Genomic DNA, 12,589 nt, shown 5'->3' on the forward strand with positions numbered 1-12,589 from the left:
GTCGTTATTGAGCCGAAAAGCCGCGGCGTACTGGATGCCCCGATCAAGCCGGGGCATGACAGCGGTGGGTGGAGTAACTAACCCCCGCCCGGATAGTTCGGGCTCTCGCGCGTGATCGTCACGTCGTGGACGTGGCTTTCGCGCAGGCCCGCGCCGGTGATGCGGACGAACTGGGCCTTGTCGTGCAGCTCCTTCATGTCGCGTGCGCCGACATAGCCCATCGCGGCGCGTAAGCCGCCGGCGAGCTGGTGCATGACGTTGCCGACCGGGCCCTTGTAGGGCACCTGACCCTCGATGCCTTCGGGCACCAGCTTGAGCGTGTCCTTGATGTCCTGCTGGAAGTAGCGGTCGGCAGATCCCCGCGCCATTGCGCCGACCGAGCCCATGCCGCGATAGGCCTTGTAGGAACGGCCCTGCCACAAAAACACCTCGCCGGGCGTCTCGTCGGTGCCGGCGAGCAGCGAACCGACCATCGCAATGTCGGCGCCGGCGGCGAGCGCCTTGGCGAGATCGCCGGAGTACTTGATGCCGCCGTCGGCGATGACGGGGATGTCGGACTTCTTCGCCGCTTCCACCGCATCCATGATCGCGGTGAGCTGGGGAACGCCGACGCCGGCGACGATGCGCGTGGTGCAGATCGAGCCCGGGCCGATGCCGACCTTGATGCAATCCGCGCCGGCGTCGATCAGCGCCTGCGCGCCTTCCGTGGTGGCGACGTTGCCGGCGACGACCTGCACCGAGTTGGACAGACGCTTGATGCGGTTCACCGCGTGCAGCACGTGACGCGAATGGCCGTGCGCGGTGTCGACGACGACGAGGTCGACGCCGGCATCGATCAGCCGCTCGGTGCGCTCGAAGCCGTTATCGCCGACGGTGGTGGCCGCGGCGACGCGCAGGCGCCCTTGCGCGTCCTTGCAGGCGAGCGGATGGGCGACCGCCTTCTCCATGTCCTTGACGGTGATGAGGCCGACGCAGCGATATTGCTCGTCGACGACGACCAGCTTCTCGATGCGATGCTGGTGCAGCATCCGCCGCGCCTCGTCCTGGCTGACATTCTCGCGGACCGTGACGAGGTTTTCGTGCGTCATCAGTTCGGAGATCTTTTGCTGGCGATTGGTCGCAAAGCGCACGTCACGGTTGGTGAGGATGCCGACCAGCTTGCCGGGCGTGTTCTTGCCGGCGCCCGTGACGACGGGAATGCCGGAGATGCCGTGATCGCTCATCAGCTTGAGCGCATCGTCGAGCGTGGCCTCGGGGCTGATGGTGAGCGGGTTGACCACCATGCCGGACTCGTAGCGCTTGACCTGCCGCACCTGGGCAGCCTGCCCTTCGGGATCGAAATTGCGGTGGATGACGCCGAGGCCGCCGGCCTGCGCCATGGCGATCGCCATGCGGGCCTCGGTGACGGTGTCCATGGCCGAGGCCATGATCGGGATGTTGAGCGGGATGGCCCGGGTGACGCGGGAGCGGATGTCGACCTCGCCCGGCATGACGTCCGACAGGCCCGGCTTCAACAGCACGTCGTCGAACGTAAAGGCTTCGCGGATGCCCTGAAGTTGCACCGTGGCCATCTGCCAACTCCTTCCTGCGGCTTTGCCGCAAATGCTAATGGATGAGCGCCGCCCTCGGCGTCCCTTGCGGCAACGCCTTGAGAATCGGAGCCCATCAGTGGGGTTGACGCGGGTCGATAGCACGGCCGCGTGACGAATCAAAGCAATTCGGGCCGCTGGCCAGCCATGCACAGGCTTTTTTGGGCCAATTCGGGCAGGGACAGCCCCTGCGCGGCCCACCCGCCGTCATTCCGGGTTCACGCGAAGTGGGCGCGCCTCGGAATGACGGCGAAGCGGGTCACACCGTCGTTACGCAGGATCTAGGTGGCATGCGTCGATCCGCAATGGTCCGCGGCGGACGGCGGTGATAAGCCGCAACTCCGCCCTTCCTTCCGAATTTCATTGCCAATCCATCATGGTCGACAAGCAACGCGTGATTCCGCTGATCGTGGCCACTGCGCTCTTCATGGAGAACATGGATTCCACGGTGATCGCCACCTCGCTGCCGGCGATCGCGGCCGACATCGGAACCAGCCCGCTGACGCTGAAGCTCGCAATCACGTCTTACCTGCTGTCGCTCGCGGTGTTCATCCCGGCGAGCGGCTGGACCGCCGACCGCTTCGGCGCGCGGATGGTTTTTGCGATCGCGGTCGGCGTGTTCATGGTCGGCTCGGTCGGCTGCGCGCTCTCGACCTCGGTCACCGATTTCGTATTCGCGCGCATCCTGCAAGGCATGGGCGGCGCGATGATGACGCCGGTCGGACGCCTCGTGCTGCTGCGCTCCGTCGACAAGAGCGCGCTGGTCAACGCCATGGCCTGGGTGACGGTCCCGGCCCTGATCGGTCCCGTGATCGGACCGCCGCTCGGTGGCTTCATCACGACCTACGCGTCCTGGCACTGGATCTTCCTGATCAACATCCCGATCGGCCTGCTCGGCATCTTCATGGCGCTGCGCTTCATCGATCCGATCAAGAGTGAAGAACGCGAGCCGTTCGATCTCTACGGCATGGTGCTCGCTGGGCTGGGTCTTGCCGGCATCGCCTTCGGCCTGTCGGTTGCCGGGCTCAATCTGCTGCCGTGGAGCACCGTTGCAGCACTGATCGCGGGCGGCGCGATCTCGATGACGCTCTACGTCTTCCACGCCCGGCGCACGGGCTCGCCAGTGCTGGATTTCTCGCTTCTGAACCTGCCGACGCTGCGCGCGGCCGTGCTCGGCGGCTTCATGTTCCGTCTCGGCATCGGCGCGCTGCCGTTCCTGCTGCCGCTCCTGATGCAGATCGGCTTCGGCCTGTCGCCGTTCCATTCCGGTCTCGTCACCTTTGCCTCGTCGCTCGGGGCCATGGGCATGAAGACGCTGGCGGCACGGATCATCCGCGCCTTCGGCTTCCGCAATCTGATGACGGTGAACGCGATCGTCAGCGCGTTCTTCCTCGGCGTCTGCGCGCTGTTCACGGTGACGACGCCGCTGCTCATCATCATGGTGATCCTGGTCGTCGGCGGCTTCTTCCGCTCGCTCGAGTTCACCGCGATCAACACCGTCGCCTATGCCGACGTCGAGACCGCGCAGATGAGCCGGGCCACCACCCTCGTCAGCGTCAACCAGCAGCTCGCGGTGTCCGCAGGCGTCGCCGTCGGCGCGGCGTGCGTGGAAACGACGATGTGGTTCAGCCATATCAGCGAGCTCAACGCCACCGTGTTCGCGCCCGCTTTCATCGTGGTGGCGCTGACCTCGGCGGCGTCGAGCTGGTTCTTCTGGCAGATGCCGGTTGACGCCGGCCACGAGATCTCCGGCCGCAAGGCGGTCGAGATCGCGAGCCGCAAGGGTGCCGGCAAGGGTGCGGCCAAGGCCGCCGTCAAGGCGGCGAGCGAGGATACGCAGGACGTACGGGATCAGCGGCTCGGATAGAGGTCCGGCCGGCCGGTCGCCTCAGGAAGAGGCCGTCGGCTGTAGCGGGACCAGGGCATAGCCGACGCCGCGCACCGTCGCGATCGGCGCCGCTGTGCCGTCGAGCTGCATCTTGCGGCGCAGCCGCACGATCAGAGTGTCGACCGTATGCTCGCTGATCTCTCGAGGGTCGCGGTTCGAGATGACGTCGAGCAGGAAATCGCGGCTGAGCCGCGTCATGTAGGACGCGAGCGCGACGAGGATGTTGAGCTCTCCCGCCGTCAGGTTGACCATGCTTCCGTCAGGACGAAACAATTCGCGCCGGACCAGACTTCGGCAGTCGATCTCGCAGGCGTGCTCGGGACCAGGTTCAGCCATGTGATGGACACGCGGGTCGGCGCGCTCAAATCAAGCGTCTGCCGCCTACCAGACCCGGCCAAGCGGTCTCAGGCGTGCCGCGCCCATCAGCGCGTTCATCGAGATGAACGCTCGTTTATGTTCATGACTCCTGTTCCTCGCCGGCGCGCGCTTGCAACTTTTGCCCTTCGGCAATGTTGGCACGATGTCGGAACACCAAGGAAGGAGGGACGCGCATGAAAAAGACCGCACTTGTCCTGGCAACCGTCGGCGCGCTCGGCGTGAGCGCGGTGGCGGGACCGACGCCGGCGGAAGCCCGCTGGCACGGCGGTTTTGGGCCAGCGCTGGCAGGCGGATTGCTCGCAGGTGCCGTGATCGGCGGCCTCGCCTCGTCCGCTTATGCCTACGGTCCGGGCTACGGCTACTACGGGTATCCGGGCTATTATGACGACTATTACGCACCGGCGTACTACGGCGGTTACTATCCGTGGGGCGGCTACACCAGGACTTACTACAGCACCAGTTACGCCCCGGCCTACTATGGCTACCGCTATCGCCGTGTCGTGAGCCCGGCCTTCGCCTACTACGGCGGACCGTTCCCGCGGCGGCACTTCTATTACCATCGCTGGCGCCCTTACTGGTGAAGCGACGGCGCAACAGAAGGGCTGGCGCGAGGCGCTGAGCCTGCAGAGTGGATTTTTGGTCGATGTCTTTATGCTTCGATCAAGGGAGTCCCGCACGCGCGATAGCACCGAGACGGAACCGCGCAACTCTCCTGCATGATCGGAACGATGGCATCGCCGCACCGTTCACACACATCGGAAAACGCGAATGAGGGATCGTTTGTCTCGAGCCCGGAGTTCGAACGTTCCGTCAACGGATGCTGCAAAGCAAGCAAGCAAATGGAGGAGGTTCACGTGGACACGAGAAAGAACAGGTTCCTATTGACTACAGCAGTGCTGCTCGCCGGCGTCAGCCTGGCGTCGGCTCAAGGCATGCGTGAAGGCGCCGGCAGCGGGATGAGCGGAGGTGCGGGCGCCGGCGCGGCGGAATCCGGCCGATCGGGCGGCGGAATGTCGCAAGGTGCGGGCGGAGCCTCTCATGGCGAAGGAATGACCCAGGGTCGCGCAGGTGGTCGAGCCGAGAGCCCCGCTGCTGCGCCATCGCGTTCTGAGCGCAGTGAGGGAATGCGTGATAGCGGCAAGGCCGACAGGGGCGAACGTCAGTCCCTCGATCAGGGCCGCGGCGACCGCGACAATGCGCGTCAGTCCCGATCTGAAGGCGAGAAGCGCGGCAAGGACCAAACCGTCGGTCAGAGCCGAGGCGAACCCGACCAAGCGCGTCAGTCCAGGTCGGAGCGCGACAAGAGCGGAATGAAGGACCAGACGGTCGGTCAGAGCGGCAGCGAGCGCGACGCTACGCGTCAGTCGCAAGGCGCAGAACAGAAGGGCGCGGCAGGCGCTAAGACCAAGGAGAATGTCCAAGGCAAGAACGCGCAGGGTCAAAGCACGACGACGACCGGCGCGAACACCAAGGAGAATGCCCAGGATAAGAACGCGCAAGGTCAGAGCACGACGACGACCGGCGCGAACACCAAGGAGAATGCCCAGGATAAGAACGCGCAAGGTCAGAGCACGACGGCGACCGGCGCCAACACCAAGGGCGCCCAAGGCCAGAACGCCCCGGCTCAGGGCACGACGACTGGCGCGAACACCAACAACGCGCAAGCTCCGAGCGCCCAGCAGGGCCAGGGCACGACGACCGGCGCCAACACTCAGGGACAGGTCAACACCCAGGCCCAAGCCCAGGGTGGGACGACCCAGAGCTTGTCCGGCCGCGTGCAGCTGAGCGCGCAGCAGCAGACAACGCTGCAGCAGTCGGTGTTGAGCTCACGCAACGTGGATCGCGTGCGGGTCAACGTCAATTCGGTCAACTTCGGGATCAATACCGGTGTGGTGGTGCCGCGGAACATCTCCGTGGTCGCCGTCTCGACATTCCCGGCGCTGATCGACATCTATCCGGCCTATCGGGACGACAGCTTCTTCGTCGTGGATGACGAGATCATCGTCGTCGACCGAAGCCGCAGGATCGTCGACGCCATTCCCGCCGGCCCAAGAACGCACTTTGCCCGGCGCGGCAGCGTGAGCGGTGGCGGCGGCAACATCGCCGCGCTGGATCTCAGCCCCGACGAGCTCCGCATTGTTCAACGGGTGCTGATCGAACGCGGCCTGTTGTCGGGCGAAGCAGACGGCGTCCTCGGGCCCGCCACGCGCGAAGCGCTGATCACCTTCCAGCGACAGGAAGGTTTCCAGACCACCGGCTCGATCGATACCCGGACGGTCGCTGCACTAGGCGTCTCCAACCAGATCCGCGCCACGCAGGGTCAATCGACCACCGTTGGTCAGGAAGGTGCGGCCGGCCAGTCGACGCAGCAGAACACGACCGGGCAAAGCGCCGGTCAGACCAATGCGCCGGCGCAGCAGAACCAGACCAATGCGCCAGCGCAGCAGAACCAGACCACCGGCCAGGCTGGGCAGAACCAGCCATCCGCAACCGGACAGGCTCAGCAGAACCAACCGGCGACGTCGGGCCAGGCAGGCACACAACCGCCCGCCGGTCAGACCACCGGCCAGGCGCCGGCCCAAGGCAACAGTCAGTCCACCAACCAGCCTGCCGCCACACAGAGCCCGCAGTCTGGACAAACCAACCAGAACAATGCCCCGCCGCCTTCGCCGTCGGGTCAGCCGGCTCAGAACCAACCCAGCCGGTAAGATGCCTTCCCCGAGCCCTGCCCCTGGCAGGGCTCTTTTTTGCGGCCTGCGCGGCCGCGAGAGAAAGATGATAAAGTTTTCTGCGCCGGTCCCGACGTTCGCCAGGCGTTCGGCGGGGACGACGGTGGAGCGTGGGCTACTCCTTGGTCGCGCCCCGAAATCCCGTCGCCAGCACATAGCGCTCCGAGGAATCCTGCCGGCTCGCGGCGGGCTTCACATGGCGCACCGTCGCAAAATCGCGCTTGAGCTGGGCGAGCAGCTCAGCGTCGGCGCCGCTCTGGAAGGTTTTTGCCAGGAACGTCCCGCCGGGCTTGAGCACGTCACAGGCAAACGCGGCTGCGGTCTCGACCAGACCGACGATGCGGAGCTGGTCGGTCTTGCGGTGGCCGGTGGTGTTGGCGGCCATGTCGGACATCACGACGTCGGCCCCGCCGCCCAGCATCGCGGTGAGCTTCTCGGGCGCGTCGTTGTCCATGAAGTCGAGCTGCGCGAAATCGACGCCGGGAATCTCCGGCATTTCCAACAGATCGATCGCGACGACCTTGCCCTTGCCTTCCGCGGAGCCGACGCGCTTGGCGGCGATCTGGCTCCAGCCGCCGGGGGCCGCGCCGAGATCGACCACGGCCATGCCGGGCTTCAAGAGCCGGAACTTGTCATCGATCTCCAGCAGCTTGAACGCGGCGCGCGAGCGATAGCCCGCCGCCTTGGCCTTGGCGACATAGGGATCGTTGAGCTGCCGCTCCAGCCACAGCTTCGACGACAATTTGCGCTTGCCGCCGGTCTTGACCTGGACGTGCAAGCGGCCGGTGGTGTCCTTGGCCATTCTCACCAGCTCCTGAGCGCGCCGTCCTCGCGCATCATCTCGACCAGCATGCCTTCGCGCAGGCCGCGGTCGGCGACGCGCAGGCGCGGCAGCGGAAAGGCGCGCCTGATGGCATCGAGGATGGCGCAGCCGGCCAGCACGAGGTCGGCGCGTTCGACGCTGATGCAGCTGTTGTTCGCGCGCTCCTCGTAGCTCATGCCGAGCAGCTTGTTGATGGTCGCGGTGATGTCGGCGTCGTTCATCCAGATGCTGTCGATACGGCGGCGATCGTAACGCGGCAGGTTGAGATGGATGCCGGCGAGCGTCGTCACGGTGCCCGACGTGCCGAGCAGATGCATGTCGGCGAGCTCGCGGCCGTGCTCCTCCGCGAACGGCGCGACGTGGCTCGCGACCTCGCGCTCCATCGCGGCATAGATCTCAGCCGTCACGTCGCGGCCGCCGAACTGCTCGGCAAGCGTGACCACACCGTACGGGATCGACATCCAGGCCTTGATGCGTGGTTCCGGATTCTCCGGGTCGCGCTCGATCCGCACCAGCTCGGTCGAGCCGCCGCCTATGTCGAACAGGATGGCACCCCTGCCCCTGGGATCGACCAGCGGCGAGCAGCCGAGCACGGCGAGCGAGGCCTCGGTCTCGCGGTCGATCACCTCGAGCTCGATGCCCGTCTCTGCTGCGACGCGGCTGCGGAACCCTTCCGCGTTCGAAGCCGCACGGCAGGCTTCGGTCGCGATCAGCCGCAGCCGGCGCGCTCTGCGCAGGTTTATTTTGTCGCGGCAGATGCTGAGCGCCGCAATGGCGCGCTCGATCGCGGCCTCGCTGATCGAGCCGGTCGCCGAAACCCCCTCGCCGAGCCGGATGATGCGCGAGAAAGAATCGACCACGCGAAAGCCGTCGTGGGTCGGACAGGCGATCAACAGCCTGCAATTGTTGGTGCCGAGGTCCAGCGCCGCATAGACGCCGGTTCCCGGCGCTTGCGCGCCGACGGGCGGATCGGTGGCCAACGCCACCGCCGCCATCGACCCCTCCAGCTCGCCGTGCGGCCCATGTTGGCTTACATGGCCGTCGCGGAGCCGCGTGTGGTCATTCATACAAACTGTCTTTCCGCGGCCGGTCGGGCCGGTCTGGAATTGCTTTTTCGCCTGAAACATTAGCAGCGCGGCAGGCCTGCGCAACAACGCATCACATGGGACCATGTCCATTCGTGCGTTGTCGTGAACGGGGTCGTAGGTTATCTGAGTAGGGTCCGGCCCCCCTCCAGGCGCCCGCGAATTCGCGCAAATGCCGGCTTTTCAGGTCGATTCCATGCAAGAACACACCAAATCGTCCACGCTCGAGAACGCTATTGCACTGCAAAAATATGGCGTCGGACAACCGGTCCGCCGCAAGGAGGACGACACGCTGGTGCGCGGCAAGGGCCGCTACACCGACGACTTCAACCTCGCCGGCCAGGCCTATGCCGTGATCGTCCGCTCCACCCATGCCCACGGCGTCATCCGCGGCATCGGCCTTGATGCCGCCAAAGCGATGCCGGGCGTGCTAGGGGCGTGGACCGGCAAGGATCTCGATGCCGCCGGCTACGGCCCCTTCACCTGCGGCCTGCCGTTGAAGAGCCGCGACGGCTCGCCTTTGCTCCAGACCAACCGCCAGCCGCTCGCCACCGACAAGGTCCGCTTCGTCGGCGATCCCGTTGCTTTCGTGGTGGCGGAGACGCTGGCGCAGGCGCGCGACGCGGCCGAAGCGGTTGAGCTCGATATCGAGCCGCTGCCGGCGGTGACCGATCCCGAGGAAGCGGCCAAGCCAGGCGCGCCCCAGCTTTACGACCACATCCCCAACAATGTCGCGCTCGACTACCACTATGGCGACATGGACAAGGTCAACGCGGCCTTTGCCAGCGCCGCCCACGTCACCAAGATCGACATCGAGAACACCCGCGTCGCCGTGGTCTCGATGGAGCCGCGCGTTGGGCTAGCCTCCTACGACAAGAAGACCGAGCGCTACACGCTTCAGGTACCGACGCAGGGCGTCGCCGGCAACCGCGCCAATCTCGCCAAGAACCTGAAGGTGCCGAACGAGAAGGTGCGCATTCTCACCGCCAATGTCGGCGGCTCCTTCGGCATGAAGAACATCAACTATCCCGAATACATGTGCATCCTGTACGCGGCGAAGGCACTGGGACGCCCGGTGAAATGGCTCGACGAGCGCTCCACCAGCTTCCTCTCCGACAGCCACGGCCGCGCCCAGAAGATCCACGCCGAGCTCGCGCTCGATGCCGAGGGGCATTTCCTCGCGGCAAAACTGTCCGGCTACGGCAATGTCGGCGCCTACATCACCGGCGTCGCGCCAGGGCCGCTCTCGCTCAACACCGGCAAGAACTTTTCCAGCGTCTACCGCACGCCGCTGATGGCGGTCGACATCAAGGTGGTGCTGACCAACACCACGCTGATGGGCGCCTATCGCGGCGCCGGCCGGCCCGAAGCGAATTATTACATGGAGCGGCTGATCGACCGCGCTGCCGACGAGATGGGCATCAACCGCCTGACCTTGCGCAAGCGCAACTTCATCAAGCCGAACCAGATGCCGTTCCCGGCTTCTTCCGGCGTCACTTACGACAGCGGCGACTTCCAGGCGGTGTTCAACAAGGCGCTCGAAATCTCGGATCACGAGAATTTCGCCAGGCGCAAGAAGGAGAGCAAGAAGGCCGGCAAGCTGCGCGGCATCGCCGTCGGCTCCTATCTCGAGGTCACCGCGCCGCCGAGCCCCGAGCTCGGCAAGATCGTGTTCGATCCCGACGGCACCGTGCAGCTCATCACCGGCACGCTCGATTACGGCCAGGGCCATGCGACGCCGTTCGCGCAGGTTTTATGCGAGCAGCTCGGTGTCCCCTTCGAGAGCGTCAAGCTGGTGCAGGGCGACAGCGATATCGTCCACACCGGCAACGGCACCGGCGGCTCGCGCTCGATCACCGCGAGCGGCCAGGCCATCGTAGGGGCGGCAAAGCTCGTCATCGAGAAAGGTAAGCGCGCAGCAGCGCATATCCTCGAAGCCTCCGAAGCCGACATCGAGTTCGCTGATGGCAGCTTCACCATCGCCGGCACCGACCGCAGCATCGACATCATGGAGCTCGCCAGACGCCTGCATGACGGTAAGGTACCGGAGGGCGTGCCCGACTCGCTCGACGTCGATCACACCAGCGAACCTGTCGCCTCGGCGTTCCCGAACGGCTGTCACGTCGCGGAGGTCGAGATCGACCCGGAGACCGGCGTGGTGCAGATCGTGCGCTACAGCGCCGTCAACGATTTCGGCACGGTGATCAACCCGATGCTGGTCGCGGGCCAGCTCCACGGCGGCGTGGTCCAGGGCATCGGCCAGGCGCTGATGGAGCACATCCGCTACGACGAGAGCGGCCAGCCGATCACGGGCTCGCTGATGGATTACGCCCTGCCCCGGGCCGAGGACGTGCCGTTCATGACGGTCGGCGACCACCCGGTGCCGGCCACGACCAACCCACTCGGCAGCAAGGGCTGCGGTGAAGCCGGCTGCGCCGGTAGCCTGTCGACCGTGGTGAACGCCGTGCTCGATGCGCTCTCCGACTATGGGATCAAGCACATCGACATGCCGCTGACCCCGGAGCGGGTGTGGCGCGCGATTCAGGATGCGAAGGGGAAGGCGTAAAGGGCGTGCACTCTTTCCGCCGTCATGGCCGGGTTTGTCCCGGCCACCCATGCGTCGGCCACAAGGCACGAAGAACGTGGATGCCCAAGACAAGCCCGGGCATGACGATGTGGATACAGCGCGGCTTTCCCGCGCTACGCCGCGGCCTGCTCGCGCGGTTGATAGATCGCGGTGTGCTGGCAGTGGGCGAGCGGAGTGATTCCGTTGGCGACGACCAGGGAGTCGAGCTCGACGAAGCGGTGGCCCTTCTTCTCGTAATTGGCCGTGACTTTCGCACGTGCCGCGATCTCGTCACCGGCGCGCGCCGCGGATAGCAGCTGCATGCGGCTGCCGACGTGAATCCACGGACCCAGAATGGTGTTGTCGACGAGGACGCGGTTCATCACCCGCTGGATCAGGCCGGGGTGGCCGAGCCCTTCGCGCGCGAAGATCGGATCGCTCTCCCTGATGTCGGCGAGGTAATCTGCCGCATCCTGTCCGGCCCAGCGGCGCGGCGCCGTGCCGAGCCATTTGCCGGCTTCGAAGGTCGCCGGGCTAACCGGCTTGCGCTCCGCGACAGCGGGGACCTCGACATAATCACCCAATGACACCGTCGGCGCCTCCGCCGGCAGCGACGCTGTCCCCGTCGCGCAAAGTTCGGTGCGGCTGAACACCTCGATCGTCAGCAGGCCATTGTGCTCGGTGGCGTCGACATCGGCGGTCTCGCCGTCATAGACCGGCTTGATGAAGCGGGCCTCGACCAGCCCGCGCGACAGGAAATCGCGGCCCCAGCGTGCGATCGGCACGTGCATCATGTAGGCGAAGACGTCGACGCCGGGGACCAGCCCGCCTTCAAATCCGAAGCGGCGCGCCACCGTGTCGTCATGCATCTTGTTTTCGGACTGCTTTGCGGTGTTGTAGGCCTCGACGCGGTAGGTTTCGAGCCGGTTCGGCATGGCTGGCCTTCCCTGTTTTTGTTGTTTCGGGGCCAATCGTAGGCCCCGGGGAACAGCGGTCAATCCCCTCGCCTTTGCGATCCGAATGGGGTACCACGCGGCGAATGACCAACACCCCCACCCGCATCTATGTCGATGCCGACGCCTGCCCGGTGAAGGACGAGATTTATCGCGTCGCGATCCGGCACGGCGTGCCCGTGAGCGTAGTCGCCGGCAACTTTATTCGTGTGCCGCAGGACCCGCTGATCGAGCGCATCGCCGCAGGTAGCGGCATGGACGCGGCCGACGACTGGATCGCGGAACGCGCGAAACCCGGCGACATCGTGGTGACATCAGACATCCCGTTGGCGAGCCGCTGCGTGAAGGTGGGCGCCGACGTGATCGCGCCGAACGGCAAGCCCTTCACGGAAGAGTCGATCGGCATGACGCTGGCAGTGCGCAATCTGATGACGGACCTGCGCTCCGCGGGCGAAGTCACCGGCGGCCCGCGCTCGTTCTCGCCCCGCGACCGCTCCGCCTTCCTTTCGGCGCTCGACCAGACGCTGCGCCGGATCCAGCGCCGCCGCGCCGACCAGACCGCAACGAGTCAGGGCTGA

At 65.9% G+C, this 12,589-nt stretch carries 10 protein-coding genes; 5 read left to right on the forward strand and 5 right to left on the reverse strand.

What is annotated here, in order from left to right; translation table 11 throughout:
* Positions 1-77: 77 nt before the first annotated feature.
* Positions 78-1,571 (reverse strand): IMP dehydrogenase, encoded by a 1,494-nt coding sequence (guaB, locus tag BRAD3257_RS22910; RefSeq protein ID WP_122403699.1) that lies wholly within the window; start codon positions 1,569-1,571, stop codon positions 78-80.
* Positions 1,572-1,965: 394 nt separating this feature from the next.
* Between guaB and BRAD3257_RS22915 the strand changes: the two genes are divergently transcribed.
* The gene (locus tag BRAD3257_RS22915; protein ID WP_122403700.1) at positions 1,966-3,456 is read left to right on the forward strand and encodes an MFS transporter; all 1,491 of its coding nucleotides are present in this window, start codon (positions 1,966-1,968) and stop codon (positions 3,454-3,456) included.
* Positions 3,457-3,477: 21 nt separating this feature from the next.
* Here BRAD3257_RS22915 and BRAD3257_RS22920 read toward each other — a convergent pair whose 3' ends face one another.
* The gene (locus tag BRAD3257_RS22920; RefSeq protein WP_122403701.1) at positions 3,478-3,813 is read right to left on the reverse strand and encodes a winged helix-turn-helix domain-containing protein; all 336 of its coding nucleotides are present in this window, start codon (positions 3,811-3,813) and stop codon (positions 3,478-3,480) included.
* Between the two features lie 215 nt (positions 3,814-4,028).
* Between BRAD3257_RS22920 and BRAD3257_RS22925 the strand changes: the two genes are divergently transcribed.
* Together BRAD3257_RS22925 and BRAD3257_RS22930 are read left to right on the forward strand one after the other, a co-directional pair.
* The gene (locus BRAD3257_RS22925) at positions 4,029-4,436 is read left to right on the forward strand and encodes a hypothetical protein (RefSeq protein ID WP_122403702.1); all 408 of its coding nucleotides are present in this window, start codon (positions 4,029-4,031) and stop codon (positions 4,434-4,436) included.
* A 312-nt stretch (positions 4,437-4,748) separates the two neighbouring features.
* A complete protein-coding gene (locus BRAD3257_RS22930) occupies positions 4,749-6,563 on the forward strand; it encodes a peptidoglycan-binding protein (protein ID WP_244607671.1) in 1,815 nt (604 codons plus the stop codon).
* A gap of 136 nt (positions 6,564-6,699) precedes the next feature.
* On the opposite strand, the gene BRAD3257_RS22935 is transcribed toward BRAD3257_RS22930, so the two are convergent.
* Together BRAD3257_RS22935 and BRAD3257_RS22940 are read right to left on the reverse strand one after the other, a co-directional pair.
* Entirely contained in the window at positions 6,700-7,386 is a 687-nt protein-coding gene (locus tag BRAD3257_RS22935; RefSeq protein ID WP_122403704.1) for an RlmE family RNA methyltransferase, read from the reverse strand.
* Positions 7,387-7,388: 2 nt separating this feature from the next.
* Complete coding sequence (locus BRAD3257_RS22940) at positions 7,389-8,474, reverse strand: Ppx/GppA phosphatase family protein (RefSeq protein ID WP_122406724.1); 1,086 nt, start codon at positions 8,472-8,474, stop codon at positions 7,389-7,391.
* Between the two features lie 214 nt (positions 8,475-8,688).
* Here BRAD3257_RS22940 and BRAD3257_RS22945 point away from each other — a divergent pair, with 214 nt between their 5' ends.
* Positions 8,689-11,058, forward strand: a complete 2,370-nt coding sequence (locus tag BRAD3257_RS22945) for a xanthine dehydrogenase family protein molybdopterin-binding subunit (RefSeq protein WP_122406725.1) — start codon at positions 8,689-8,691, stop codon at positions 11,056-11,058.
* Positions 11,059-11,192: 134 nt separating this feature from the next.
* Here the strand turns inward: BRAD3257_RS22945 and BRAD3257_RS22950 are convergent, their stop codons facing one another.
* Positions 11,193-11,993, reverse strand: coding sequence for a hypothetical protein (locus tag BRAD3257_RS22950; protein WP_122403705.1), 801 nt, complete (start codon positions 11,991-11,993; stop codon positions 11,193-11,195).
* 104 nt (positions 11,994-12,097) lie between these two features.
* On the opposite strand from BRAD3257_RS22950, the gene BRAD3257_RS22955 reads away from it, so the two are divergent.
* Positions 12,098-12,589: a YaiI/YqxD family protein gene (locus BRAD3257_RS22955; RefSeq protein ID WP_122403706.1), complete on the forward strand. Its 492-nt coding sequence runs from the start codon at positions 12,098-12,100 to the stop codon at positions 12,587-12,589.

It is taken from the genome of Bradyrhizobium vignae, assembly GCF_900324035.1.
Taxonomy (GTDB): Bacteria; Pseudomonadota; Alphaproteobacteria; order Rhizobiales; family Xanthobacteraceae; genus Bradyrhizobium; species Bradyrhizobium vignae.

Coding starts and splice junctions, on each gene's coding strand:
- BRAD3257_RS22935 (WP_122403704.1), bottom strand. CDS start 7,386: ATGGCCAAGGACACCACCGGCCGCTTGCACGTCCAGGTCAAGACCGGC.
- BRAD3257_RS22950 (WP_122403705.1), bottom strand. CDS start 11,993: ATGCCGAACCGGCTCGAAACCTACCGCGTCGAGGCCTACAACACCGCA.
- BRAD3257_RS22925 (WP_122403702.1), top strand. CDS start 4,029: ATGAAAAAGACCGCACTTGTCCTGGCAACCGTCGGCGCGCTCGGCGTG.
- guaB (WP_122403699.1), bottom strand. CDS start 1,571: ATGGCCACGGTGCAACTTCAGGGCATCCGCGAAGCCTTTACGTTCGAC.
- BRAD3257_RS22940 (WP_122406724.1), bottom strand. CDS start 8,474: ATGAATGACCACACGCGGCTCCGCGACGGCCATGTAAGCCAACATGGG.
- BRAD3257_RS22955 (WP_122403706.1), top strand. CDS start 12,098: ATGACCAACACCCCCACCCGCATCTATGTCGATGCCGACGCCTGCCCG.
- BRAD3257_RS22915 (WP_122403700.1), top strand. CDS start 1,966: ATGGTCGACAAGCAACGCGTGATTCCGCTGATCGTGGCCACTGCGCTC.
- BRAD3257_RS22945 (WP_122406725.1), top strand. CDS start 8,689: ATGCAAGAACACACCAAATCGTCCACGCTCGAGAACGCTATTGCACTG.
- BRAD3257_RS22920 (WP_122403701.1), bottom strand. CDS start 3,813: ATGGCTGAACCTGGTCCCGAGCACGCCTGCGAGATCGACTGCCGAAGT.